Annotated in this window: 24 protein-coding genes; 3 read left to right on the top strand and 21 right to left on the bottom strand. The window is 69.2% G+C overall.

The window, feature by feature from the left end; translation table 11 throughout:
• The first annotated feature begins 143 nt into the window (after positions 1-143).
• Together ppsR and ACG00Y_RS25455 are read left to right on the top strand one after the other, a co-directional pair.
• Positions 144-965 (top strand): posphoenolpyruvate synthetase regulatory kinase/phosphorylase PpsR, encoded by an 822-nt coding sequence (gene ppsR / locus ACG00Y_RS25460; protein WP_394483841.1) that lies wholly within the window; start codon positions 144-146, stop codon positions 963-965.
• On the top strand, positions 965-1,849 hold the full coding sequence (locus ACG00Y_RS25455) for an EamA family transporter (protein WP_394483839.1): 885 nt from the start codon (positions 965-967) through the stop codon (positions 1,847-1,849). Before ppsR ends, ACG00Y_RS25455 begins: the two co-directional genes overlap by 1 nt.
• Positions 1,850-1,863: 14 nt before the next feature.
• Here ACG00Y_RS25455 and ACG00Y_RS25450 read toward each other — a convergent pair whose 3' ends face one another.
• From ACG00Y_RS25450 to ACG00Y_RS25430, 5 genes are all read right to left on the bottom strand, one after another.
• On the bottom strand, positions 1,864-2,940 hold the full coding sequence (locus ACG00Y_RS25450) for a hypothetical protein (protein WP_394483837.1): 1,077 nt from the start codon (positions 2,938-2,940) through the stop codon (positions 1,864-1,866).
• A gap of 195 nt (positions 2,941-3,135) precedes the next feature.
• Positions 3,136-4,596, bottom strand: a complete 1,461-nt coding sequence (gene glgA, locus ACG00Y_RS25445) for a glycogen synthase GlgA (RefSeq protein ID WP_394483835.1) — start codon at positions 4,594-4,596, stop codon at positions 3,136-3,138.
• Positions 4,593-5,855 (bottom strand): glucose-1-phosphate adenylyltransferase, encoded by a 1,263-nt coding sequence (gene glgC, locus ACG00Y_RS25440; protein ID WP_394483834.1) that lies wholly within the window; start codon positions 5,853-5,855, stop codon positions 4,593-4,595. The genes glgA and glgC overlap by 4 nt, the downstream gene beginning before the upstream one ends.
• A 94-nt stretch (positions 5,856-5,949) precedes the next feature.
• Positions 5,950-7,143 (bottom strand): PepSY-associated TM helix domain-containing protein, encoded by a 1,194-nt coding sequence (locus tag ACG00Y_RS25435; RefSeq protein WP_394483832.1) that lies wholly within the window; start codon positions 7,141-7,143, stop codon positions 5,950-5,952.
• The gene (locus ACG00Y_RS25430; protein ID WP_394483830.1) at positions 7,140-7,316 is read right to left on the bottom strand and encodes a hypothetical protein; all 177 of its coding nucleotides are present in this window, start codon (positions 7,314-7,316) and stop codon (positions 7,140-7,142) included. The genes ACG00Y_RS25435 and ACG00Y_RS25430 overlap by 4 nt, the downstream gene beginning before the upstream one ends.
• A gap of 169 nt (positions 7,317-7,485) precedes the next feature.
• Between ACG00Y_RS25430 and ACG00Y_RS25425 the strand changes: the two genes are divergently transcribed.
• A complete protein-coding gene (locus tag ACG00Y_RS25425) occupies positions 7,486-9,585 on the top strand; it encodes a TonB-dependent siderophore receptor (RefSeq protein WP_394483829.1) in 2,100 nt (699 codons plus the stop codon).
• Between the two features lie 247 nt (positions 9,586-9,832).
• On the opposite strand, the gene ACG00Y_RS25420 is transcribed toward ACG00Y_RS25425, so the two are convergent.
• From ACG00Y_RS25420 to bamA, 16 genes are all read right to left on the bottom strand, one after another.
• Positions 9,833-10,963, bottom strand: a complete 1,131-nt coding sequence (locus ACG00Y_RS25420; RefSeq protein ID WP_394483827.1) for a DUF2325 domain-containing protein — start codon at positions 10,961-10,963, stop codon at positions 9,833-9,835.
• Between the two features lie 25 nt (positions 10,964-10,988).
• The gene (locus ACG00Y_RS25415) at positions 10,989-11,615 is read right to left on the bottom strand and encodes an energy transducer TonB (RefSeq protein WP_394483825.1); all 627 of its coding nucleotides are present in this window, start codon (positions 11,613-11,615) and stop codon (positions 10,989-10,991) included.
• A 145-nt stretch (positions 11,616-11,760) separates the two neighbouring features.
• Positions 11,761-12,540 carry an ABC transporter ATP-binding protein gene (locus ACG00Y_RS25410; protein ID WP_394483823.1) on the bottom strand — a complete coding sequence of 260 codons (780 nt, stop codon included), beginning with the start codon at positions 12,538-12,540 and terminating at the stop codon, positions 11,761-11,763.
• Entirely contained in the window at positions 12,537-13,583 is a 1,047-nt protein-coding gene (locus ACG00Y_RS25405) for a FecCD family ABC transporter permease (RefSeq protein ID WP_394483821.1), read from the bottom strand. The genes ACG00Y_RS25410 and ACG00Y_RS25405 overlap by 4 nt, the downstream gene beginning before the upstream one ends.
• The gene (locus tag ACG00Y_RS25400) at positions 13,567-14,400 is read right to left on the bottom strand and encodes a heme/hemin ABC transporter substrate-binding protein (protein ID WP_394483819.1); all 834 of its coding nucleotides are present in this window, start codon (positions 14,398-14,400) and stop codon (positions 13,567-13,569) included. Before ACG00Y_RS25400 ends, ACG00Y_RS25405 begins: the two co-directional genes overlap by 17 nt.
• The gene (locus ACG00Y_RS25395) at positions 14,397-15,464 is read right to left on the bottom strand and encodes a hemin-degrading factor (RefSeq protein ID WP_394483817.1); all 1,068 of its coding nucleotides are present in this window, start codon (positions 15,462-15,464) and stop codon (positions 14,397-14,399) included. The genes ACG00Y_RS25400 and ACG00Y_RS25395 overlap by 4 nt, the downstream gene beginning before the upstream one ends.
• A gap of 11 nt (positions 15,465-15,475) precedes the next feature.
• Positions 15,476-17,605, bottom strand: a complete 2,130-nt coding sequence (locus tag ACG00Y_RS25390; RefSeq protein WP_394483815.1) for a TonB-dependent receptor domain-containing protein — start codon at positions 17,603-17,605, stop codon at positions 15,476-15,478.
• Positions 17,606-17,670: 65 nt separating this feature from the next.
• Positions 17,671-17,853 carry a hemin uptake protein HemP gene (gene hemP / locus ACG00Y_RS25385; RefSeq protein WP_394483813.1) on the bottom strand — a complete coding sequence of 61 codons (183 nt, stop codon included), beginning with the start codon at positions 17,851-17,853 and terminating at the stop codon, positions 17,671-17,673.
• Positions 17,854-17,919: 66 nt separating this feature from the next.
• Positions 17,920-18,690 carry a TrmH family RNA methyltransferase gene (locus ACG00Y_RS25380; protein WP_394483811.1) on the bottom strand — a complete coding sequence of 257 codons (771 nt, stop codon included), beginning with the start codon at positions 18,688-18,690 and terminating at the stop codon, positions 17,920-17,922.
• Positions 18,687-19,310, bottom strand: coding sequence for a ribonuclease HII (gene rnhB / locus ACG00Y_RS25375; protein ID WP_394483809.1), 624 nt, complete (start codon positions 19,308-19,310; stop codon positions 18,687-18,689). The genes ACG00Y_RS25380 and rnhB overlap by 4 nt, the downstream gene beginning before the upstream one ends.
• Positions 19,282-20,403 (bottom strand): lipid-A-disaccharide synthase, encoded by a 1,122-nt coding sequence (gene lpxB, locus ACG00Y_RS25370; protein WP_394483807.1) that lies wholly within the window; start codon positions 20,401-20,403, stop codon positions 19,282-19,284. The genes rnhB and lpxB overlap by 29 nt, the downstream gene beginning before the upstream one ends.
• Positions 20,404-20,408: 5 nt before the next feature.
• A complete protein-coding gene (gene lpxA, locus ACG00Y_RS25365; RefSeq protein ID WP_394483805.1) occupies positions 20,409-21,197 on the bottom strand; it encodes an acyl-ACP--UDP-N-acetylglucosamine O-acyltransferase in 789 nt (262 codons plus the stop codon).
• Positions 21,198-21,207: 10 nt separating this feature from the next.
• Positions 21,208-21,678 (bottom strand): 3-hydroxyacyl-ACP dehydratase FabZ, encoded by a 471-nt coding sequence (gene fabZ, locus ACG00Y_RS25360; RefSeq protein WP_394483803.1) that lies wholly within the window; start codon positions 21,676-21,678, stop codon positions 21,208-21,210.
• The gene (gene lpxD / locus ACG00Y_RS25355) at positions 21,675-22,706 is read right to left on the bottom strand and encodes a UDP-3-O-(3-hydroxymyristoyl)glucosamine N-acyltransferase (protein ID WP_394483801.1); all 1,032 of its coding nucleotides are present in this window, start codon (positions 22,704-22,706) and stop codon (positions 21,675-21,677) included. The genes fabZ and lpxD overlap by 4 nt, the downstream gene beginning before the upstream one ends.
• Before the next feature lie 12 nt (positions 22,707-22,718).
• On the bottom strand, positions 22,719-23,228 hold the full coding sequence (locus tag ACG00Y_RS25350) for an OmpH/Skp family outer membrane protein (protein ID WP_394483799.1): 510 nt from the start codon (positions 23,226-23,228) through the stop codon (positions 22,719-22,721).
• Positions 23,228-25,585 carry an outer membrane protein assembly factor BamA gene (gene bamA, locus ACG00Y_RS25345; protein WP_394483797.1) on the bottom strand — a complete coding sequence of 786 codons (2,358 nt, stop codon included), beginning with the start codon at positions 25,583-25,585 and terminating at the stop codon, positions 23,228-23,230. The genes ACG00Y_RS25350 and bamA overlap by 1 nt, the downstream gene beginning before the upstream one ends.
• Between the last annotated feature and the right edge of the window lie 2 nt (positions 25,586-25,587).

The raw sequence follows: 25,587 nt of genomic DNA, 5'->3' as shown, positions 1-25,587 counted from the left end.
CATGGGGCTGATCGCGAGGAATTGGGGCGGATTCTAGGCGCTGCGTACCTGCGTGTAACCGCCCCGCCTTCAGGGTGCTCGCAGGCCGGGCGAGCGCGGGCCGCTGGCTATCATGGCCGCGCCCTGACTACCGAGCCGCTGCCATGACCGCCAGAACCGTCTACTTCGTCTCTGACGGCACCGGCATCACCGCCGAAACCTTTGGCAACTCCATCCTGGCGCAGTTCTCGATCAAGCCGCGCCATGTGCGCAGGCCCTTCATCGACTCGGCCGAGAAGGCGCATGCCGTCGTCGCCGAGATCAACGAGGCGGCCGTCCGCGAGGAGCGGCGGCCCATCGTCTTCGCCACCCTTGTCGACCGCGATGTGTTGAAGATCGTCCGCGAGCACTGCCAGGGCCGCGTGATGGACATGTTCGGAACCTTCATCGAGCCGCTGGAGGAAGAGTTCGGCATCAAGAGCAACCACCGCGTGGGCCGTTTCTCGGACGTGACCGAGAGCCAGGAGTACCACGACCGCATCGAGGCCATCAACTTCTCGCTGGCGCATGACGACGGCCAGAGCAGCAAGAACCTCGACGTGGCCGACGTCATCCTCGTCGGCGTGTCGCGCTCGGGCAAGACGCCGACGTCGCTGTACCTGGCGATGCAGCACGGCATCAAGGCCGCCAACTACCCGCTGATCCCCGAGGACTTCGAGCGCCGGAAATTGCCGCCTTCCTTGGTGCCGCACCGGCGCAAGTGCTTCGGCCTGACCATCGACCCCGAGCGCCTGTCCTCCATCCGCAACGAGCGCCGGCCCGGCAGCAAGTACGCCGACGTGCTGAACTGCCGCTACGAGGTCAACGAGGCCGAGGCCATGATGAAGCGCGACGGCATCTCCTGGCTGTCGTCCACGCACAAGTCCATCGAGGAGATCGCGACGACCATCCTGCGCGACATCCGGCCGGATCGGCTGATGTATTGATGCCGGCCCACGTCCTCGCCCTCGTTCTCACCGCCGCCCTCCTCCACGCCGTCTGGAACCTCGCCGCCAAGAAGTGGGGCGGCGGGCCGCACTTCGTGCTCACCTGCGCCATCGGCGTCGTCGTGGTGTGGCTGCCGGCCGTGCTGTGGATTGGTGTGGCCGAGGTGCCCGGCTGGACGCTGCTGCACTGGAGCTTCCTCGCGGCCAGCGCCGTCGTGCACCTGCTCTATTTCAACTGCCTGGTCGCGGGCTACCGCAACAGCGACCTGACCGTCGTCTACCCCGTGGCGCGCGGCAGCGGGCCGCTGCTGACGGCCCTGGCGGCCGTGCTGCTGCTGGACGAGCGCCTGGGCCTGTACGGCGCGCTGGGCCTGGCGGGCGTCGTCAGCGGCATCCTGCTGATTACGATGGGGCCGCGCCTCATCGGCCGTGGCCTGCCGCATGACCCGGTCGCGGCGCGACGCCGGCTGCACGGCATCTACTGGGGCGCGGCCACCGGCGCGCTGATCGCCGGCTACACGGTACTGGACGGTTATGCGGTCAAGATGCTGGCCATGTCGCCACTGCTGCTGGACTACTTCGGCAACGTGCTGCGCGTGGTCATGCAGTTGCCGGTGACGCTGCGGCAGACGCACAGCTTCTGGCCGGAAGTGCGCAGCTCGTGGCGCGGCATCCTGGCCGTCGCCGTGCTGGGGCCAGCGGCCTATGTGCTGGTGCTGCTGGCGGTGAAGGAAGCGCCGCTGTCCCGCGTCGCACCGGCGCGCGAGGTGTCGATGCTGTTCGCGGCGTTGCTGGGTGGGCAGTTGCTGGGCGAGAAGGAGAAAGGCTGGCGGGTGGCCGGGGCGGCGTTGATCGGCGCAGGCGTCGTCGCGCTGGCAGTCTGACTGGTCCCTTCGGCTCAGAAGTTGAGGACCTGCATCGAGACAGGCAACGGCACGGGCGCCTCGTCGCCCGCTTCCGTCGCGAGATAGACCATCGCCGTGTAGTTCCCTGCAGGCAGGCAGTTGACAAGCAAGAACTCGCCTCCGCAGTTGCTAACGGAGCTGAAGAAACGAGTCGTGTTAAGGGCAGCCGCGCCGCCTGACACACTCGTGAGGTACAGCCATTTCACCGAACGCGAGTTGGCGGAGTACACGATCCGGCCGACTCGGGTGTATTGAGCGCCATCCGCAGCGACCACGGTCACGGCACTGGCGTCAGTACCCCTGCCGGTCGAACCAGTTTGCGCTGAGATCGTCGATGGCACGTAGAGCATCCGCTGCCCCGACTCTTTGACGACGTAGTTCACCGTCACCACGCTCTCAGCCGAGCGATTGCCGGACCAAGAGGAAAGCTTCAGCTTTGAAGAATAGGTTCCTACCGGCGCCAGACCGAACATCATCTCCGCCGGAACAGACTCGCCGGCTGGGAGAGCTCCATGACTAAGCGTGGCCAATACGGCAGGCGCCCGCCCTGTCGAAGCGGTCCATTCGGTCCCGTAGTTCGGAATACCGCCAACAAAGTCCGGGGGCACCCGAAGCGTGACCGGGCGGCGAACTGCATACGCCACGAAGGCGTCTTGATAGCCAATCGTCCCGAAAGGCACTTCAACCTGGATGGGGGAGGCTTCAACGATCTTGATCGCCGGAGCTAGCGTCAGCTTGTAGGGAACCGACACGGGCGAATTGCCCAGTGGACTCTTGCAAGCCAGGTCCAGACAAACATGGACGTTCAAAATGCCTTCAATCGTGCCGCTGCGACCCAGCGTGGATTTCGCTCGCAACGTGATCTGGTTACCGATGCCATTGGCGCGAATTTCGGTACTGACCACTTCGAACGTCTGGGTCCCATCCTCCACCAGCACATAGACCGTTTGGCCGGCCAGACGGGAAAGATCGCCAGTCACGTCCGCGCTGAGCACGGCGCCGTCGGAAGGCTTATCAGCCTCAACGCCCTGAATTTCAAGGCGCTGCGGCTGCACATTGCTGACTTTCACAGCGCTCGCAAGCGAAATGGACGCTGAATTTCCTGCCCCATCAGCGCCACCGCCACCGCCGCCACCGCACGCGGTCAACACAACGCCTGCGGCCAATCCACACAACCTACTTTTCATCTTCTCTCTCCCCGAATCGCTATTCTCATCGAGGCGCTTCGGACACCCGCCGCCGCCGCCCCCTTACTTCAGGGGCACCTATCGAACAAGCAGCCCGTCATAGATGTAGAGGTACTGACATGCCGCAACATGCCAGTCGAAGCGACGCTGTTGCGCACTGCGGCGCACCCGCGCCCAGTACTCCTGCCGACTCCACAACGCAAACGCACGCCGCAGCGCGCGGCGGTACGCGTCTGCCGTGAAGGCGTTGAAGACGAACCCGGTGGCGGTGCCGGCGGCGAGGTCTTCCAGCGTCGTGTCGACCACCGTGTCGCCCAGCCCGCCGACGCGGTGCACCAGCGGCAGCGCGCCGTAGCTCAACCCATAGAGCTGCGTCAGGCCGCAGGGCTCGAAGCGGCTGGGCACGAGCACAACGTCGCTGCCCGCGTAGATGCGGTGGGCCAGGCCTTCGTCCATGCCGGTGCGGCGGGCGATCTGGCTGGGGTGCCTCGCGGCGGCGTCGCCGAAGGCGGCGTCGAGTCGGGCGTCGCCGCTGCCGAGGATGACGAGTTGGCCGCCGGCGTCGAGTAGGTCGTTCAAGGCCTCCAGCACCAGCGGCAGGCCCTTCTGTTCGGTCAGGCGGCTGACGATGCCGAAGAGGGGCGCATCGGCTTTGACGGCCAGGCCGCATTCGCGTTGCAGCTCGGCTTTGCAAGCCACCTTGCCGGTCGCGTCATCGGCGCTGTAGGTGGCTGCGATGGCGGCATCCGCCACGGGCGACCAGACGTCGTAATCGACGCCGTTCAGGATGCCATGCAGCACGCCCGCACGATGGCGCAGCAGGCCGTCCAGGCCGCAGCCCTGCTCGGGCGTCTGGATCTCGCGGGCGTAGCTGGGGCTGACGGTCGTGATCGCGTCGGCGAAGTACAGGCCAGCCTTCATGAAGCTGACCTGACCGTAGAACTCCAGGCCGTCTACAGCGTAGTGCGTGGGCGGCAGACCCAGTTCGTTGAACTTGTCGGCGGGGAACAGGCCCTGGTAGGCCAGGTTGTGCACGGTGAAGACGGTGCGTGCGTCGGTGCGGCGGCGCGAGCGGCTGGCGGCGATGTGGGCGCAGGCCAGGCCGGCATGCCAGTCGTGGGCATGCACGATCTCCGGCCGCCAGGACGGGTCCACGCCTTCGGCCAGACGCGCGGCGGCCAGGCCCAGCAGCGCGAAGCGGCGGTGGTTGTCGGCATAGGCCACGCCGGCCTCGTCGGCGTAAGGGTTGCCAGGGCGGTCGAACAGGCCGGGGGCATCGAGCACGTAGACCGGCACGTCGAAGCCGGGCAGGCGGCCGCGCAGCAGGGCCGCCCTGCCCTCGCTCCACGGCAGCGCGACGGGGGCGACGGCGCATTCCTGCGTCAACGCGTCGCAGATGGCCGGGAAGCCGGGCACCAGCAGCCGCGGCTCGGCGCCCGCAGCGGCGAGCGCAGCGGGCAGCGCGCCGGCCACATCGGCCAGGCCACCGGTCTTCAGCAGCGGGAACAGCTCCGCGCTGACCTGGAGAACTCGACTCACAAGCGCGCGAGCATCTGCTTGGTGATCAGCACGACGCCGTTCTCGGTGCGCTCGAAGCGGGCCGCGTCCAGTGCCGCGTCTTCACCCACGACCAGGCCGTCAGGGATCTCGCAGGCGCGGTCGACGATGGTCTTGTAGAGCCGGCAATGGCGGCCCAGGCTGACACCGGGCAGCAGCACGCTCTGGTGCACGTTGCAGAAGGAGCGGATGCGCACGTTGTTGAACAGCACCGACGACACGACGTGCGAGCCCGAGACGATGCAGCCGGCGCTGACGATGGCGTTGACGGTCATGCCATGCATGCCGTTGTGGTCGGGAATGAACTTGGCCGGCGGCAGCTGGCGCTGGTAGGTCCAGATGGGCCAGTCGGTGTCGTAGATGTCCAGCTCGGGGCTGATGGAGGCCAGGTCGAGGTTGGCGGCCCAGAACGCGTCCAGCGTGCCGACGTCGCGCCAGTAGGGCGTGGCGCCGTTGGGATTCATGATGCAGCTCATGCCGAACGGGTGCGCCACGGCGCGGTCTTCGGCAACGATCTTCGGGATCACGTCCTTGCCGAAGTCGTGGCTGGAGCTGGTGTCGGCCAGGTCCTCGGCGAGCAGGCGGTAGAGGTAGTCGGCGTTGAAGATGTAGATGCCCATGCTGGCCAGGCAGACGCTGTCGCTGCCGGGCACGGTGGGCGGGTCGGCAGGCTTTTCGAGGAAGGACGTGATGCGGCGCTCGCCGTCCACGGCCATGACCCCGAAGGCGCTGGCCTCGGCCTTGGGCACCTCGATGCAGCCGACCGTGCAGCCCGCGCCCGTGGCGACGTGGTCGGCCAGCATGCTGGAGTAGTCCATCTTGTAGATGTGGTCGCCGGCCAGCACGACGATGTAGTCGGCCTCGGTGCTCTGGATGATGTCCAGGTTCTGGAACACGGCGTCGGCGGTGCCGCGGTACCAGCTGTCCTCGTCGACGCGCTGCTGGGCGGGCATGAGATCGACGGTCTCGTTCAGCTCGGCGCGCAGGAAGCTCCAGCCGCGCTGGATGTGGCGCAGCAGCGAATGGCTCTTGTACTGCGTGACGACGCCGATGCGGCGGATGCCGCTGTTGACGCAGTTGCTCAGCGCGAAGTCGATGATGCGGAACTTGCCGCCGAAGTAGACGGCCGGCTTGGCGCGCGAATCGGTGAGCTGCTTCAGGCGTGAACCGCGGCCGCCGGCGAGGACGAGGGCGATCGCGCGGCGCGCGAGTTGATGAGGCGAGGCGACGGGGGGGGGCATTGACCGATCTCCGCAAAACTGCAAACGCTTGCAGTTTGCCCTCTGCGGCGGCCTCTGTCGGGACGGGCTTCCCCGCAGAGGCCCCTCTCAGTCGTCAAGCCGCGCTTCGGCCGGTGCGGGTGGCGGCGCCGGCCGTGCCGGGCCTAACGGCCACTGGCGAGCGCACCGCCGCCACGACCTGCCGCCGCTTCTTCACCCACAGGTAGAGCCCGCTGCCCAGCACGAGGATGGTGGCCAGGTCCAGCAGCGTCCAGAGGATCTTCATCGGCATGCCGCCGTAGTCGCCGAAGTGCAGCGGCTGCGACAGCAGCAGCGCCTGCAGATACCAGGGCAGCTCGGGCGCCACGGTCACCTGCGCCGTGCGGGCATCCACCAGCACCGGGCGCAGCAGCTTGGACGTCAGTGGCGTGTCGCCCTGCATGAAGAAGCTGATGTGGTGGGGGCTGGAGAAGGCCGTGCCGGGAAAGGCGATGAACAGCAGCTTCTGGCCGGGCAGATGGGCTTGCGCGGCGTCCAGGCTGCGCTGCAGCGGGGCGCGCTCGGCCTCGGGCACCAGCGGCTGACCCTGGTAGGGCGCGAGCAGGCCGCTGAGCTGATCGTGCTGCCAGTACTTGATCAGCAGGTCGGCCCAGGTGTTGATGACGCCTGTGGCGCCCACCACCAGCGCCCAGGTCAGCGTGACGATGCCCAGCAGATTGTGCAGGTCCAGCCAGCGCGTGCGCGGGCCGCGTGTCTGGCGCACGGTGCCGAAGTCCAGCTTGCGCATGAAGGGGGCGTAGATCACCACGCCCGACACGATGGCGATGACCAGCAGCAGGCCCATGAGGCCCAGGAAGAGCTTGCCGGGCAGCCCCGCGAAGAGGTCGACATGCAGCCGCAGCATCCAGTACATGAAACCCTGGTCGAAGCGCGGCTCGGCCAGCACCCGCGCGTCGCGGCCGTCCACCGCGATGGAGCGGTAGTCGTCGGTGGGCGCCGGCGTGGGCGTCAGCGTCACGTACCAGAGACGCGGGTCCTCGTCGTCGGGCGAGGCGTACTGCACCACCCGTTCGGGGTAGCGGGCCCGCGCGGCGGCCACGACGCTGTCCAGCGTCGCCAGCCCGGCCGGCGCGGCCTGCCCGACCTGCGATGGCGGCAACTCCACCGCCTTGCCGGTCAGGTGGGCAATCTCGTGCGAAAAGATCAGCGGCAGGCCGGTCAGGCACAGCAGCAGCATGAACAGCGTGCAGACCAGGCTGCTCCATTTGTGCAGCCACATCCAGACGCGCAGGGAACGGGTGTTGTTCATGCCTGACTCCGCCGCAGGCTGCAACGCGTCATCACCAGCACCGGCAGGCCCAGCGCCAGCCAGGACCAGGCATCCCCCCAGGTGTCGGACACCAGGGCACTGAACAGCCCGGAGGCGCTGAGGAGGGCCAGCGCCAGGGGCCAGGCCCAGACGCGGCGAAATGGGGTGGACATCGGAACTCCTTGAGATCGGCCCGCTGCGCCGAGCGGCAGGGCACGACAGTTTACGCGAATACGGATGCGACCGATTCGCATTTGCATTTATAGTGACACCTCTCCCCCACGCGGGCCCGGCCACCGTCCCTCGCCAAAGGGTGGCGCGCCGCCCCACTGCCTTTTGCCCATGAAAAACAAGTTCCTGCTGCGCACCTGCGCCCTCGCCGCCGCCACGCTGGCCGCCCAGTCCCATGCCCAAGGCCAGGCCGCCGCGCCGACCGAGCGCATCGAATCCGTCGTCGTGACCGGCAAGCGCGCCAACCGCACCTCCAAGGGCGCCACTGGCCTGGCGCTGGCGCTGAAGGACACGCCGCAGACCATCAGCACGCTGGACAAGGATGACATCGCCAACTTCGGCCTGAACGGCAGCAACGAGGCGCTGGGACTGGCCACCGGCATCAACGTCGAGCAGTACGAGACCAACCGCGCGACCTTCAACGCGCGCGGCTTCGAGATCCAGCTGACGCAGCTCGACGGCCTGGGCATGACCAATTCCTGGGGCACGGTGGTGGGCCGCGAGGACACCTTCCTGTTCGAGAAGATCGAGCTGATCCGCGGCGCCAACGGGCTGCTGACCGGCGTGGGCAACTCGTCGGGCACGATCAACTACGTGCGCAAGCGCCCCACCAACACGGACGGCGGCGAGGTTGAGCTGACGTTCGGCTCCTGGAACAAGAAGCGCGTCGCGCTGGACTACAACAAGGTGCTGAGCAGCGACGGCGCCTGGGCCGGCCGGCTCATCGTGGCCCGCGAGGACAAGGACTCCTACCTGCGGGACCTGAAGGACCAGCGCACCACGGCCTACGGCGTGGTCGACGGCCAGATCGGCGACAACGGCGTGCTGACCATGGGCCTGACCGCCATCGACAGCCAGCAGGACTCGCCCATGTGGGGCTCGCTGACGCTGCTGCGCGCGGACGGCACGCAGATCGACCTGCCGTCAGGCACGTCCACCGCGCAGAACTGGACCTACTGGAACACCAAGTCCTTCAGCGGCTTCGTCGAGTACGCGCACCGCCTGTCCGCCGACTGGGAGGCCAAGGCCACCTACAACCAGCGTCACGGCAAGGAGTCCACCAAGCTGTTCTACGCCTTCGGCGCGCTGCAGCCTGACAACACCGGCCTGGTGGGCTGGCCCTACCGCAGCGAGACCGACACGGACCACCAGGTGCTGGACGTCAACCTCAGCGGCCAGTTCTCCGCATTCGGCCGCAAGCACCAGCTGCTGCTGGGCATGAACCGCTCCAGCGAGGAGGTGGCGACCGACACCTACGTGGCCAACGGCGACTGCAGCGCCACGCCTGCGATGCCGGCCCTGCCCGCCCTGCCCTATGGCGGCGACGCGATCCCCGAGCCCGCCTGGGGCACGCGCACCGCCTGCGTCAGCGGCGAGCAGACGCTGACCCGCCTGTACGTCGCGTCGCGCTTCGAGCTGACCGATTCGCTGAAGGCCATTGCCGGCGTGAACGCGATGCGCCATGTGCGCGGCGGCCAGTCGCGCTACGGCAGCGGCGGCCAGTTGCTGGACCCCAAGACCGAGAAGCTCAGCCCCTACCTGGGCATGACCTACGACATCACGCCGGACCTGCTCGGCTATGTGTCGTACTCCGACATCTTCCAGCCGCAGGAGCAAGGCGACGCCGCCGGCTACCTGCTGGCGCCGGTGAAGGGCATCAACACCGAGGTGGGCTTGAAGGCCGAGTGGCTGAACAAGTCGCTGCTGACCACGTTCGCCCTCTTCACCGCCAAGCAGCAAGGCCTGGCGACTTACGGCGGCATGACCAACAGCGGCCAGTACTGGTACGTGCCCATGGACGTGAAATCCAAGGGCCTGGAGGTGGAGGCCAGCGGCCGCCTGGGCCAGGGCGCGAAGCTCACCGTGGGCTACACCCGCCTGCTGCTGACCGGCCCCGACGGCAAGGACATCTACGAATGGGTGCCGCGCAACACGCTGAACTTCCGCGTCGACGGCCGCGTGCCCGGTCTGGACGCCTTGCACCTGGGCCTGGCTGCGCGCTGGCAGTCCGAGGTCTACAAGGTCGGCAGCGTCAGGCAGCCCGCCTACGCCACGGCCCAGGCATTCGCGGCCTATGACCTGAGCGACAAGGCCACGCTGCGCCTGAACGTCAGCAACCTGTTCGACAAGAAGGCCATCGGCGGCATTGCCTACGGCGCGATCTACATCCCCCCGCGCAACTACGGCGTGTCGCTGAACTACAAGCTCTAGGACCTGTCTGCCCCTCGCCCAGTCTCGCCCGCTGCACGCGGCGAGCCTGGTCGGTCTTGCAGACCGCGCTGCGGCAGTGTCGCAGCTCTTCGGTAGGCACATGCCGCCCACTGGGCGCCATGTGTCCGACCTCAGCCCCCTGGGGGACGCGGCCGATCGCGGCGTCGAGCCGCAATCAGCCACTGGCGGGCCGGCTTGGGGCGGCCCGGCGCTCGACCCGAATAGCTGACGCCAGGCGAGGCAGCCTCTACGCCGGTTCCGTCGCCGCCTGCGCCAGCGCCCGCTCGAAGGCGCTGCGGCTGGGCGTCTCGACGAACACGCAGCGCTTGCCGTGGCGCTTGCAGTGGTCCTTCACGCGCCAGTAGGCGTCGTGGCTGATGCAGCCGGTCTGGCAGATGACGAGGTCGGCGGCGGCGAGCTGCGGCTCCAGCTGCGCCGGCTTGTGCTCGCTGCCGCCGTCATGGTGCAGGAACTGCGCGCCGCAACCCTCCACCGCCTGGCGGTACTGCGGCACGCTGCCGCCACGCCCGCCCACGCAGAGGATGACGCGGTGCTCCAGGCTGACCGGCTCGGGTGCGGCCTCCGCAATCACGGGCGCAGGCTCCGTGGCCTCGGCCACCACCGGACCGCGTGCGCTCAGGCGGTTCAGGTCACGCTGCAGCGCATGGTTGCGCTCGGTCTGCTCGGCCAGGCGCTCACGCAGCGCCTCGCGCTCGGGCAGGTCCGGCCTCGCCGCCTGCCAGTGCTGAAGCTGCTCCAGCGCCTGCGCCAGCTGCGTCTGCAGGCTGATCTGCGCCGCGCGCAGTTGCATGCGCTCCTGCTCCCAGGCCTGCTGCTCGCGGGCACGGTCCTGGCTCCAGGCCGTCATGCGCTGCTGCACCTCGGCGTAGTCACGCGCCAGGGCCTGGTGCTCGGCGGACAGCTCGCGGTGGGCCGCCAAGTCCGCGCGCTGCGCGGAGCCCACCTGGTGTTGCAGCATGTGCACCTGGCCCAGCACGCGCATCTCCAGCCATTCGTCACAACGCGCATGCGTCAGAGTCGCCCACAGCGCGCCGGCAATCTCGCCCTGCGCCGCACGGTTGCGCCACCAGGTCATCAGGCTCTCGCGGCACTTGGCCTGGGCGGCGTGGCGCACGTCCAGCGAGAAGCGCTGCTCCAGGTCCTTCTGCAACGCCTCGGCCACCGCGTTGCGGCGCGCGGCAGCCGTGACAAGGCTGCAGTGCAGCGTGTAGTCGTCCTCGTCGCCCTGCAGCACCAGCAGCTTCTTCGCCAGCACACGCACGCGCTCCAGCGGCACGCAGACGCCCACGACGGGGCAGTGCGCATGGCTGCCCAGCTCCCACAGACGGCGGCGGCGCGAGCCATTCAGGGGTGGCAAGGCGGCATGCGCAGCGCAACAGGCTTCAGCCATTTGATGAGGTCTCCAGGGCAAAGCGGACAGGGAACTCCACCCAGCTGCCGACGGGCTCAGCGCCCCGCAGCGCGGGTTGGAAGGGGCAGCGGCGGGCCTGCGCCACGGCCGCGTCGTCGAACAGGCGCCAGCCGCTGCTGGCCGCCAGCAAGACCTGACCCGCGCGGCCCAGCTCGTCCACCCAGACGCGCAGGCGCACGACGCCCTCGACGCCGCGCTCGCGCAGTGCGGGCGGGTGAGGCGCGGGCGGGCAGGCGGCGCGGCGGGCGGACTGCAGCGTGGGCTCGGCGGCAAGGGGCTCGTCGCGCGGCGCGGGCGGCGCAACGTAGGCCACCTGCAGCGGCGCAGCAGCCGGCGCAGCAGCGATGGCGTTTGGCACGGGGCGGGCATCGGCCTGCACGTCGAAGTTGGGCGGGGCGATGGGCGCCAGGGCCGGCAGGGTCAACACCGGCGGCGCCACACGCGGCGCGGGCATGGCGGGTGATGCGATGACGGGCAGGAGGCGCACCGCCACCTCGCGTCGCGCGGCCGACGCCATGGCGCGTTGCGGGCCGGGCCACATCGCCAGCAACACGGCGCCATGCAGCGCCGCCACAGCCAGCAGTGGCGCGGTTCTCACCGGTGCACCCTTCGGCCTGCGGCCTTGCCTGTCCGACGGATCGGCCAGGCGTTCGCCAGGCTTGAGATGCCCTCAGGGCATCCCAAGTCCGGGCTCACTCCCGCCAGGCGGGAGCGAGCTTGCTTGGGACGGCTCGGCGCGGCGCTCACGCAGCCCTCTCCAGCCGGCGTGCCGACAAGGCCCAGCCACCATCGGTCGCCTGCAGCGCCTGCAGGCGCAGGCCGAACAGCGTTTCCAGCGCCGGCAGCGCCGCTGCGTCGGCGGACACATCGGCCAGCAGTTGGCCACGCCGCACCAGCAACAGCCGTTCGAAGCCGTTGAGCGCCTGCTGGATGTCATGCAGCACCGCCACCAGCGCATGGCCGCGCGCGCGGCAGAAGCGCGTCAGCGTGTCCAGCAGCTCCAGCTGCAGGCCCGGGTCCAGCGACGCCAGGGGTTCGTCCACCAGCAGCAGGCCGCGCTCCACGTCTGCGAGTTGCACCAGCACGCGGGCCAGCTGCACACGCGCCTGCTCGCCGCCGGAGAGCTGGTCGTAGCGCCGGCCCAGCAGATGGCCGGCGCTGGCCCAGGCCAGCGCCTGGGGTGTCCAGCGGTCCTCGTCGCCACGTGCCCAGCGGCCCATGCTGACGACCAGCTCAACCGGCAGACCGAAGGCGATCTGGTGCGACTGCGGCAGCACGGCGCGGCGGCGGGCGCGCTGCAGCGGGTCCATGGCGGCGATGGGCTGGCCATCGAGCAGCACGCGGCCGGTCGAAGGCGCAATGTCGCCGGACATCAGCCGCAGCAGCGTCGACTTGCCCGCGCCGCTGGGGCCCAGCAGCGCGACGCGCTCGCCCGGGTCCACACGCAGGTCGAAGGCGCCAAAGCGCTGGCCGTGGCGGGCGAGCGTCGCGTCGTCCAGCAGCAGCATGTGATGCGCGCTCACCAGCCGCCTCCCATCTCACGCTGCGCCCGCTTCAGCAGCACGAACAGCACGGGCGCGCCGAACAGCGCCGTCAGGCTGCCCACCGGCAGCTCGGCCGGCACGACCAGCGTGCGCGCGGCCGTGTCGGCCAGCAGCAGCAACACCGCGCCGAACCACGCGGCCACGGGCAGCACGCGCCGCGCATCCGCACCCACCAGCCCGCGCGCCGCGTGCGGCGCCAGCAGGCCCACGAAGCCGATCAGCCCGCACCAGGCCACGGCCAGGCCGCACAGCAGCGCCAGCGCCAGCACCAGCACGCGCCGCATGCGCACGACCGGCACGCCGACCTGCGCCGCCACGGCTTCACCCAGCGCCAGCGCGTTGAGCGCCTGACCCCAGCGGCGCGACATGGCCAGCGCACCCACCACCGCCACACCCAGCACCGCGACGATGGGCCAGCTCGCCAGCGCCAGCGAGCCGAGCTGCCAGAAGGTCAGGTTGCGCAGTTGCTCGTCCGTCGCCAGGTAGGTGCACAGGCCGACGACGGCCATCGCCAGCGCGTTCAATGCCAGGCCCGCCAGCAGCAAACCCGCCACGGCGCCAGGCACCAGCAGCCGCGCCACGCCCTGCAGCAGCGCGCACATGGCCCAGGCGCCCACCAGCGCGGTGGCCGGCACCGCGAACGGCCGCCACGCCACCGGCAGGCCACCGGCCCAGGCGGACAGCACGGTCAGCATCAGCGCCACCGCGCAGATCGCGCCGCTGGGGATGCCCAGCAGCGTCGGCTCGGCCAGCGGGTTGCGGAACACGCCCTGCGACAGCGCACCGGCCAGGCCCAGCGCCGCGCCCACGACGAGGGCAAAGGCCACGCGCGGCAGGCGCAGCTGCGCCAACACCATCGCACCCTGCGTCGGCTCGCCATTGAGCAGCGCCTGCCAGTCGGCCAGCCCCAGGCCGATCGCCCCGCTGTTGGCGGCCAGCACGACGGCCACCGCCAGCAGCGCGACCGCGATGGGCCAGCCGGGCAGTGCGGGCCAGCGCGGGGCCTTAAGCAGCGTGTCCATGCAGTTGTCGCGTCAGCTCGGCCACGGCCTGCGGCAGGCGCGGGCCGAAGCCCAGCAGCAGCAGCGCCTCCATGCCCACCACGCGGCGCGCGCGGCCGGCGGGGGTCAGCGCCAGGCCGGGCGCCTTCAGCAGGCCGTCGGCGCCGCCTTGCGCCGCCAGGCCCTGGTCGGTGCACAGGATGATGTCCGGCGCGGCCTGTAGCGCGGACTCGGCGGTCAGCGGCTTGTAGCCCTGCACGCCGGCAAAGGCGTTGCGAGCGCCGGCCAGCGTCAGCATCGCGTGGGCGCCGGTGCCCTCGCCCGCCACACGCAGTTGGCCTGCGGCATGGGCCAGCACGAAGAGCACGCGCGGGGCGCTGCCGGCGGGCGGCTTGGGGCGCGTGGCCCAGGCCTGCTGCAGGCGGTCGCCGAGCTGCGCGGCCTCGCGCTCGCGGCCGCACAGCTCGCCGATGCGCTGCGTGCGCGCCAGCACGCCGTCGAAGCGGTGCTGGTCGTCCATCACCTCCACGCGCAGGCCGGCGCCCTTCAGCTGCGTCAGCACCAGCGGCGGGCCGGCCTCGCCGCTGGCCAGCAGCAGCTGCGGCTTCAAGGCGAGCACGCCTTCCGCTGACAGCGTGCGGGCGTAGCCGACCTGGGGCAGCCTGGTCGCATCGACGGGGAACAGCGAGGTCGTGTCGACGCCCACGAGCTGGCCCTGAGCACCGAGCGCGAAGACGGTCTCGGTGACGGCGCCGCCGACGCTGACGATGCGGGGCTGCGCTTGGGCGTGGGCGAAGGCGGGCAACAGCGCCGCACCCAGCAGAGAACGTCGCTTCATGCAGCGCACCCGGTGGTTTCTTCGCTCCACACCGGATCGTCCACGAGGCCGTCCAGCAACTGCCGCCAGGCGCAGCGCTCCGGCTGACCAGGCTTGCGTTGGCCGAAGAACTGCGCGATGAGCTCGCCGTCCTGTGCGTACAGCTCCAGCGAGCTGACGAGGCCGTCGGCAGTGGGCTTGCGCACGGCCCAGGCCTGGGCGATGGCGTCTTCGCGCAGATGGAGGTTGAAGCGCGGGTCCAGCACGTTCAGCCACGGGCCCATGACGGCGATGCGCTGCACGGGGCCGCCGTGGATCTGGATGACGCCCGGGTTGCCGACGAACACCATGATGGGCGTGCCGTTGGCCGAAGCGCCCTGCAGCACGACGCGCGCGGCGTGCCGGTCCACCGGCTGCGCGAACTCGGGCGCGGCCAGCTGCATGGCCTGCATGCGACGCACGCCGTGCTTGCGCAGCAGGCCGAAGAATTCGTGCGTGTCACGCAACGCAGCCCAGCCAGCGCGAAAGGCGGCGGCGTCCACATCCGCCGCATCGACAGCAGGCGCGACCGTGTCGGTGCGCCACTGCGGCGCGGGCGCGTCCGGGTCAGCCCAGCTGACGCACAGCGCCTGCCAGGCGGCCAGCTGCGTGGCAGGCCGCGTGAAGACCTTGTGCACGGCCACGCCGTGGGCGTCGAAGAACTGCAGGCTCTGCTGCTCGCCTTCCCGCACCGCATAGCCATGCGCCCACTGGCTGTAGAACAGGCGCAGGTCGATCTCGTCGCCCAGCGCCAGGCCCATCTCCCGGCCGGGCTCGCCCTGGGCGCTGACGTGCTCGTAGACGCCGGTGCGCTCGTGCACGCAGTGCGGGTTGCGCGTCAGCGCCATCAGCTCGCCGGCACGGCTCAGCTCGGCGAGCAGGCGCGGGAAGTCGCGCTTCAGGCGCTGGGCCTGGAGACCGCTGCTGGGGGCACCGACGTGAGCGTCGATCAGCATGCCCTCGGTCACGCCCATCGCCTGGGCGATGTCGCGGTGACGCGTGGCGCCGGCGGCGCGGGCTTCAACATAGGCTTGGCGGAGGTCCATACGTGACTCCTTCAAAGAGTGGCTTGCAGCACCAGGCCGAACTGGCGGCCGGGGGCGGTGTACGAGTCCAGGCCGGCACTCGTGGGCGTGAGGCCGCGCACGTCGGCCCAGCGCCAGTAGCTGCGGTCGGTGACGTTGTCGATGCGCGCCTGCAGCGACCAGACCGGGCTGATCTGCCAGCCGGCGGCCAGGTCCAGCACCGTGTAGCCGGTGGGTGCGAAAGGGTTGGTCGCGTAGATGCGGCCGGGCGGCTTGCCCGAGGCGCGCAGCACGGTCGCTTGCCAATGCCAGTCGGCGCGCTGCTGGCGCAGGCTGACCGAGGCCTTGGCGGGCTCGACGGTGTCCAGCGGCCGCGTCACACCATTGCGTTCGGCATTGCCATGGGTGCGCGCGTAGGCCAGGCCCAGGCGCCACTGCCGGGCGATCTCACCGTTCAGCCTGGCCTCGACACCGCGGATGCGGGCGCCATCCAGGTTGATGGACTGGAAGACGATCTTGCTGCCGGGCGCGCCGCCGGAGACGACCTCCTGGCTGATGAAGTCGACGTAGCGGTTGTCGAAGGCGGCAAGCTGCCAGCGCCAGCCGGCCCAGGCACCGCGCAGACCCAGCTCGACGCTGTTGGCCCGCTCAGCCTTCAGGTTGGCGTTGGCGATGGTCTCGTAGTTCTGCACCGGGTTGCTGAAGCCGCTGTTGACCTGCGCCGGCGTGGGCGCCTTGAAGCCCCTGGCCCATTGGGCATAGGGCGTGAGGCCCGGCGCGGCCTGCCACACCACGCCCAGGCGCGGCGTCACGGCGCTGTCGGACAGCTTGACGATGGGCGCCGTGTAGCCGCTGGCCGACGGACTGAGCGAGATGTGCTCGTAACGCAGCGCGGGCACAAACTGCCAGTCGCCCGCCGTGAACTCGCCCTGCACGAAGCCGCCGACGAGGCGGTAGTCGGTGTCGGGGAAGGGCTTGGACGGCAGCGTGTCGCCGGCCGAGAAGTTGACGCCGTCGCGCAGGCCCGCCACTGTGTTGCGGCTGGCATCCAAGCCGAGCGTGATGCGCTGCGCGCCCCAGCCGATCTGGCCGGTGGCGGACAGGCCGGTCAGCGTCTCGTCGTAGCGGTTGTCGCGGGTGCGGTCGGTGCTGGTGCGGTCCTCGACGGCGAGCTGGCGGACGCGCGAGTCCTGGTGGTAGAGCTGCACGCTGGCCTGCTGCAACCATTCGGCATTGGGATCGTCCAGCGTCCAGGTGATGGACCCGCGGCTGCGCTCGCTCTTGTCGTTAGCGCGCAAGTCCAGCACGGTCGCTGAGCGGGCCGAGAGCACCTCGTATTGGTCACGCTGGCGCACGCCTTCGACCGTCGCTTCCAGCCGCTGCTGCGCGTTCAGGCGCAAGCCGACCTTGCCGAGCAGGCTGTGGCGCTCGCGGTCCAGCGGGTCGGGCAGCGTGCGCGTGGCGCCGTCGCCGGCGACCGTGCCCTGGTTCTCCAGCTCGTGCGAGCGCCGCGTGGCGCCTTGCAGCAGCCAGTCCCAGTCGCCTTGGCGCCAGGCACCGGCGAGGTTCAGGCCGGCGCCGTCGTCGCCCGTGTAGGCCGAGGCCTGGGCGCGCAGTGCGAAGCTCTTGCCGGGCTTGAGCAGGTCGCTGGCGCGCAGCGTGCGCAGGGCCAGCGCGCCGGCCAGGCCATCGCTGCCGAACTGCGTGGATGCGGGGCCGCGCAGCACTTCCAGCTGCTGCGCGCCTTCCAGGTTCAGCAGGCTCGCGCGGCCGGTGGCGAACGGGCCGAAGCTGAAGGCCTGCGGCATGCGGATGCCGTCCACCAGCATCAGCACCTGGTTGCCCTCCAGGCCGCGGATGTTGATGCCCTCGTTGCCCGCGCGGCCGGCGGTGGTGCTGGCCAGGCCGAAGCGCGGGTTGGGTGCGCGCACGGCGAGGTCCACCTCGTTGCGCAGCAGCTCGCGCAGGTCGCGCGCGCCCGGCACGGGCTTGAACACGCTGACCGTGGCGGGCACCTCGTCGACGCGGCGGTCGCCGCGCGTGGCGGTGTTGGTCAGTTCAGGCAGCTCGGTCGCTGCGTCGGTTTCGGTTGGGGCCTGCGAGGCATGGGCAAGGCAGGCACAGGCGCAGGCGGCGGCCAGCGCAACAGCGGTCTTCAGCACGGGGGCTCCGGTGGGAGGCGCGGGCTGGCAGCGGCTGGCTGGCGCGGGGTAGGGACAGGGGGGCGTTACTTGGTCAGGATCAGCTTGCCCAGGGACGTGACGCGCAGGCGGTAGACCTGCTGCTGGTGTTGGATGAGCACCTCGCCCTGCGGGCCGAGCAGCGTGGCGCTGTCAATGCGGCGGGCTTGGGGCCCAACTGCAGCCGGCGGGGCGGGCTGCGGTTTGGGCGGGTTGTGGTCAGCGAGCATGCCGCCACTGTAATGAGAATCATTCTCGATTGCAAGCGCCGCAACGCATGCTGCAAGTCCAGTCGGTCAACCGCGCTGGCGTTCGCTTTCGTACAGGCAGATCGCCGCAGCGGCGGCCACGTTCAGCGACTCCTCGCCGCCCGGCTGCGGGATGCCCACGGTCAGCGCGCAGCGGGCCATCAGCGCGGGGGACACGCCCTGACCCTCGTGGCCCATGACCCAGGCGCAAGGCTGGGGTAGCGCGACGCGGTGCAGCACATGCTCGGTGTGCGAGCTGGTCGCGACCAGTGGCACGGCCAGCGCGGCGAGGTCGTCTGCCGCAAGGCCTTCGACGAGGCGCAGCCCGAAGTGGGCACCCTGCCCCGCCCGCAACACCTTGGGCGACCACAGCGCCGCCGTGCCCTTGAGTGCCAGCACCTGCCGCACGCCGAAGGCCGCCGCGCTGCGCAGGATGGCGCCGACGTTGCCGGCGTCCTGCAGGCGGTCCAGCACGACGCTGGCGGCGTTGGCGTCGATGGCCGGCGCCACGGGCAGCGTCAGCTCCGCGCCGATCTGCGCGGGCGACTCCAGGCCGCTCAGGCCCTTGAACAGCGCCGTCGGCACGACAAGGGCGCGCGGCGCCGATTCGGCCAGTGCCGCCAGCGCATGGTCCTGCATCGCGCCTTCGGTCAGCACGACGAGCGCCGGCACCCAGCCGCGCAGCAGCGCCGCGCGCAGCAGGTGGTCGCCTTCGATCCAGACGCTGCCGGTCTTGCGGTAGCCGCCTGCATCCGCCGTCAGCTTGCGCAGGCGGACCAGCGCCGGGTTGTCGCGCGACGTGATGTGGTCCAGCTTCATTCGGCGCACACCTCACGCACCGGCGCAAAACTGCGGCGGTGCCAGGGGCTGGCGCCATGCGCTTTCAACGCCGCCAGGTGCTCGCGCGTGCCATAGCCCTTGTGCGTGGCAAAGCCGTACTGCGGATGGCTCTCGTGCATCTGCTCGCAGAAAAGGTCACGCGCCACCTTGGCGAGGATGCTGGCCGCCGAGATGGCCTGCACGGTGGCATCGCCCTTGACGATGGCCTCGGCCGCCATGGGCAGCACCGGCAGGCGGTTGCCGTCGATGCGCACCAGGGCCGGCTTCAGCCGCAGCCCCGCCACCGCCCGCTGCATGGCCAGCAGGGTCGCCTGCAGGATGTTGATGCGGTCGATCTCCTCGGTCGAGGCCTGCGCGATACAGCAGCACAGCGCCTTGGCGCGGATCTCGTCGTAAAGCCGCGCGCGCTTGGCCGCCGTCAACGCCTTGGAATCGGCCAGGCCCTTGATGGGCTGCAGGTCGTCCAGGATGACGGCGGCCGCGAACACCGGCCCGGCCAGCGGGCCCCGGCCTGCCTCGTCCACGCCGGCGATGAGGCCGATGGCGGGGTTCCAGTCCAGACTGACTTGTTCAGGCTTGGATGAGCGTCGCAATGGCATCACTGGCACGCCGCGCGGTGTCTTGCCGCAGCAGCTCGTGGAGTTGGACAAAGCGCTGGTGCAGCGCGGCACGGCGGGCGGCGTCGGCCAGCAAGGCCTCGGCCTCGCGCGCCAGGTTCTCGGGCGTGCAGGCGTGCTGGATCAGCTCGGGCACCAGGAACTCGCGCGCAAGGATGTTGGGCAGGCCCACCCAGGGCAGCAAGCCCCGGCCCTTCATGCGCCACCAGTTCAGCGCGTTCATGCGGTAGGCGATGACCATGGGGCGCTTGAACAGAGCCGCCTCAAGCGTGGCGGTCCCACTGGCGACGAGCGTCAGGTCGCAGGCTGCAAGTGCAGCGTGGCTTTGGCCGTCGATGAGCTGGATATCCGCACCCTGCAGCATCGGCTCAATAAGGCCACGCAAGCCCGGCACGACAGGCATGACGAAGCGCCGACCCGGCCGGGCCAGCAGCTTTGCTGCGCCGATCAGCGCCGGCGCGATGTAGTTGATCTCGCTCTTGCGGCTGCCGGGCAGCAGCGCGATGACGGTGTCCGCTTCAGACAGCTTCAAGGCCTCACGCGACGCCTCACGCGGCGGCTCCATCGGGATGGCATCGGCCAGCGGATGCCCCACATAGGTCGCGCCGATGCCGGCCTTGTGCAGGATCTCGGGTTCGAACGGGAACAGGCACAGCACATGGTCGGCCGCCGCCTTGATCTTCTCGACGCGCTCGGGCCGCCAGGCCCAGATCGACGGGCAGACGAAGTGGACCGTCTTGATGCCCGCCTCGCGCAGCCGCGTCTCCAGGCCGAAGTTGAAGTCGGGCGCGTCGACGCCGATGAAGACGTCGGGCCGGTCCGAGATGAGGCGCGTGCCGAGCTGCTTGCGGATGGACAGCAGCTCGCGGATGTTCAGCAGCGCGTCGACGTAGCCAAAGATCGACAGCTTGCTGTGGGGCCACCAGGTCTCGAAGCCCTGGGCCATCATCTTCGGCCCGCCGATGCCTTGGGACGTCAGCCCGGGCCAGCGCGCACGCAAGCCCTGCAGCAGCAGGCCGGCCAGCAGATCGCCGCTGGCCTCGCCGGCCACCATGCCGAGGCGGGGCGCGGTCATCAAGCTCAGCGGACGATGCCGCGCGTGGAGGCGGCGAGGAAGTCCAGCATGTTGGCGATGTCGCCGTCGGCGACACCACCTTCCGTGCCCTTCAGCGCCGCGATGGCCGCCTTGGCCTCGTCCAGCGTGTGGCCGCTGCGGTAGAGCAGCTTGTAGATCTGGCGGATGACGCCGATGCGCTCCGCGCTGAAGTCCCGGCGCTTCAGGCCCACGACATTGACCGCGCGCGCCGCCAGCGGATTGCCGTCCACCGTCATGAAGGGCGGCACATCCTGGGCCACATGGGCCTGGAAGCCGATCATCGCGTGGTCGCCAATGCGCATGCGCTGCAGGATGCCGGTCAGCCCGCCGATGGTGACGTGGTCGCCCACCCGCACATGGCCGGCCAGCGTGGCGTTGTTGGCCAGCACGCATTCGTTGCCGATGACCACGTCGTGCGCCAGATGGCAATACGCCATGATCCAGTTGTCATGGCCCACCGTCGTCTCGCCACGGTCCTGCACCGTGCCGATGTTCAGCGTGCAGAACTCGCGGATGGTGTTGCGGTCGCCAATGACCAGCGTCGTCGGCTCGCCGGCGTACTTCTTGTCCTGGTTGGCTGCACCGATGGAGCTGAACTGGAAGAAGGTGTTGTCGCGGCCGATGGTCGTGTGACCTTCGATGACGACATGCGGGCCGACCTTGGTGCCGGCGCCGATCTTCACGTGAGGGCCGATCAGCGAGTAGGCGCCAACCTCGACCGACGAGTCCAGCTCGGCGGCGGGGTCGACGATGGCGGTCGGGTGGATGCTCATGCGCTCGGGCTCAAGCTTCAATCCGGCGCATCGTGCACATCAACTGGGCCTCGGCGGCGAGCTGGTCACCCACCAGTGCGCGGCCGGTGAACTTGTAGACGCCCGCCTTGGCGCGGTCCAGCGTGACGTCGAGGATGAGCTGGTCGCCCGGCTCGATCGGGCGCTTGAAGCGGGCGTTGTCGATGCCGGCGAAATAGACGACCGACTTGTCGTCCAGCACCATGTCCATGCTGGCCAGCGACAGCAGCGTCGCGGCCTGGGCCATGGCTTCGAGCACCAACACGCCGGGCATGACCGGGCGGTGCGGGAAGTGGCCGAGGAAGAAGGGCTCGTTGATCGACACGTTCTTGAGCGCGCGGATGCGCTCGCCCTTGATCAGCTCGACAACGCGGTCCACCAGCAAGATGGGGTAGCGGTGCGGCAGGCGCTTGAGGATCTCGTGGATGTCCATCGTCATCGGGGTCGTCATCTCGGTCGTCATTTCTTTTCCAGCGCGCGCACACGCTCTCTCAGGGTGTGGAGCTGGCGCAGCGTCGCCGCGTTCTTCTGCCAGCTCGAGTTTTCTTCGAAGGGGTAGGCACCACTGTAGGCGCCGGGCTCAGTGATGCTGCGCGTCACCAACGTGCAGGCGGTGATGTGCACACCGTCCACGATGTTCAGGTGGCCGATGATGTTGGCCGCTCCGCCGATGGTGCAGTTCGCGCCGACCGTCGTCGAGCCCGCGATGGCCCCACAACCGGCCATGGCGGTGTTGCGGCCGATGTGGACGTTATGGGCAATCTGGATCAGGTTGTCGAGCTTGACGCCGTCCTCGATGACCGTGTCGCTCAGCGCGCCTCGGTCGATGCAGGTGTTGGCGCCGATCTCGACGTCATTGCCGATGGACACGTTGCCCAGTTGCTCGATCTTCACGTAGCCATCGCGTGACGGCGCAAAGCCGAAGCCGTCGGCGCCGATGACCACGCCGCTGTGCACGAGGCCGCGCGCGCCGATGCGGCAGCCGTAACCGAGCACGACGCGCGGCGCGAGGCGGGTGTGCTCGCCCACGACCGCCTCGCGCTCGACGACGCAGTGCGCGCCGATGCGGGCGTGATCACCGATGACGGCACCCGCCTCGATGACGGCCAGCGGGCCGACTTCAACGCCCTGCCCCAAGCGCGCGTCGGGAGACACGACGGCGCTGGCATGCACGCCGGCCTGGCGCGCGGGGCGCGTGCGCGCCGCCCACCACTGCGTCAGCCGCGCGAAGTAGAGGTAGGGGTCGGGCGTGACGATGGCCGCGCCACGGGCGGCAGCAGCCTCCGCGAGAGCCGGCGCGACGATGACGCAGGCCGCGCGCGTCGTGCCCAACTGCGCCTGATAGCGCGGGTTGGCGAGGAAGCTAATGCTCTGCTCGTCAGCCTCGTCCAGCGGCGCGATACGGGCGATGCGAAGTTCGGGCCCACCAAGCAAATCGCCGCCCAAGGCGGCGATCAGGTCGGAGAGCGCGACGGGGAGCGTCGGGCTCATTGCAGACTCGAATTACTTCTGCGCGTTCAGCGCGTCGATCACCTTCTTCGTGATGTCCACGCGCGGGCTGAAGTGCACGGCATCCTGAAGGATCAGGTCGTACTTCTCGGCATCGAAGATCTGCTTGATGACGCGGTTGGCCTTCTCGACCACGGCCGACAGCTCTTCGTTCTTGCGCTGGGTCAGGTCTTCCTGCCATTCGCGGCGCTTGCGCTGCAGGTCGCGTTCCTGTTCGACGACGTCGCGGTTGCGGCGACCCTTCTCGGCCTCCGACAGCGTAGGCGCGTCCTTCTCCAGCTTTTCGGCAGCGCCGCGCAGCTTGGCTTCCAGATCGCGCAGGTCCTTCTCGCGCTTGCCGAACTCGGCTTCCAGCTTGATCTGGGCAGCCTTGGCGAGGTTGGCTTCGCGCAGCACGCGCTCGCTGTTGACGAAGCCGATCTTCATCTCCTGGGCTTGCACGGCCGAGGCGGCCACCATCATCGAAGCGGCCAGGGCCACCGATTGCAAGAGCTTGCTCATCATCAGAATGCAGTCCCGATCTGGAATTGGAATTTCTCGATTCTATCCTTGCCCGATTTGCGGATCGGCTTGCCATAGCTAAGGCGAAGCGGCCCCATCGGCGAGATCCAGCTCAGGCCTATGCCGCCCGAGGCGCGCAGCATGTCTCTGCCGTCATTCGCGGCGTCTTCGCTCAACGTCTTCCAGTTGAGCTTGGCATTCGGTCCCCAAACGCCGCCGGCATCACCGAACAAGAAGATGCGGAAGCTCTTGTCATTGCCGCTGCCCGGCACCGGCAGGTACAGCTCGGCGTTCAGGTTGAAGCGGCGGTTGCCACCGCTGTAGGAGCCGGTGTTGTCGACCGGGCCCAGCGAGCCGGCCTCGAACACGCGCACCGAACCCAGGCCGCCGCCGTAGAAGTTCTTGAACACCGGGTAGGGTCGGCCGCCCAGGCCCACACCCCAGCCGAGTTCGCTGTTGATGCCCAGCGTGATCTTGTTCGTGATCTCGAAGTACTCCTGGTACTGCAGGTTCAGCCGCGCAAAGCGCGCGTCGCCAAACGGGCTGGCCTCGAGGTTGAAGCGCTGGTAGCGGCCCTTCATCGGCGTGATGACGCTGTCGCGGCTGTCGCGCTGCCAGCCCACCGTCAGCGGAATGGCATTGCTGCGCTGGCCGAATTGGCTGACGTAACGCACGTACTCATTGGGCAGGCCCCGCGTGGTCGTGATGTCGGTCTGCTCGTAACCCAGGCCGAAGAAGACGGTGTCGACCTCCGAGAACGGCACGCCAAAGCGGATCGCGCCGCCCTTGGTGACGTACTCGTACTCCTCGCCCAGCGTGTTGATGGGCTTGGTGGTGCGGTAGAACACGTCGAGGGCGCGGGACACCCCGTCGACCGTGAAGTACGGGTCCACCGTGCTGATCTGGAACTGGCGGCCGGTGCGGGCGGTGGCCACGTCGATGCCGAGGTAGTTGCCCGAGCCGAAGACGTTGTCCTGGCGGATGGAACCGGTGAAGGACAGCTTGGTCTGGCTGGAATAGCCCGCACCCACCGTGATGGCGCCGGTGGGGCGCTCAACCACGGTCAGGATGACATCGACCTGGTCCTGGGCGCCGGGCACCTCCTGGGTGTCGATGTTGACTTCCTTGTCCTTGAAGTAGCCCAGGCGCTCGACACGGTCGCGCGAGGCCTTGATCTTCTGGCCGTCGTACCAGGCCGCCTCGAACTGGCGGAACTCGCGGCGGATGACCTCGTCGCGGGTGCGCGAGTTGCCGGACAGGATGACCTTGCGCACATAGACGCGGCGCTGCGGCTCGGCGATGAAGGTGACGACGACCTGGCCCGTGGCGCGGTCGATGTCGGGCCGGCTGTCGACGCGGGCAAAGGCATAGCCGTAGGTGCCGAACAAGTCGTTGAAGGCACGCGTCGTGTTCTGCACCGTCTCGCCGTTGTAGGCCTGGCCGGGCTTGAGCATGACGAGGTGCTTGAAGTCCTCCTCGCGGCCCAGGTAGTCGCCCTCCAGCTTGACGCCGGTGACGGTGTAGGGCTGGCCTTCGCTGACCGTGACGGCGACGCTGATGCTCTGCTTGTCCGGCGAGATCGTCACCTGCGTGGAGGTGACGGCGAACTCGAGGTAGCCGCGGTTCAGGTAATGGCTGCGGATGGTTTCAAGGTCCGCATTCAGCTTGGCGCGCGAGTAGCGGTCGGTCTTGGTGTACCAGGTCAGCCAGCCGGTGGTCGTCTGCTCCAGCAGGCCCAGCAGCGTGCTTTCCGAGAAGACCTTGCTGCCGAGGATGCGGATCTCGGCAATCTTGGCCGGATCGCCTTCGGTCACGTTGAAGCTGACGTTGACGCGGTTGCGCTCGATGGGCGTGATCGTCGTCGTGACCTCGGCGCCGTACAGGCTGCGGGTCAGGTATTGCCGCTTCAGCTCCTGCTCGGCGCGGTCGGCCAGTGCCTTGTCGAAGGGCTTGCCTTCGCCGATGCCGACATCCTTCAGCGACTTGGACAGCGCCTCGGTGTCGAACTCCTTCAGGCCGACGAAGTTGACGTTGGCGATGATGGGGCGCTCATCGATGATGACGACGACGGCGTCGCCGGCGATGCTGATGCGCACGTCCTTGAACAGGCCGGTCGCGAACAGCGCGCGCAGGGCGGCGGCGCCCTTTTCATCGTTGTAGATGTCGCCGATGCGGAAGGGCAGCGACGCGAACACGGTGCCGGGGTCGGTACGCTGCAGGCCTTCGACGCGGATGTCCTTCAGCACGAAGGGGTCGACGGCCCAGGCCATGCCTGCCTGGAACAACCCCGTGACAGCCAGAGCCAGCAAGCCGAGGCGGAAGGGGCGACGCTTCGCTCCCGAACTGAAAGGAAAGGACATGG

It is taken from the genome of Pelomonas parva, from assembly GCF_043555835.1.
Lineage (GTDB): Bacteria > Pseudomonadota > Gammaproteobacteria > Burkholderiales > Burkholderiaceae_C > Pelomonas > Pelomonas parva.
The sequence above is the reverse complement of the archived record's forward strand: the minus strand, read 5'-3'. Positions and strand labels throughout refer to the sequence as shown.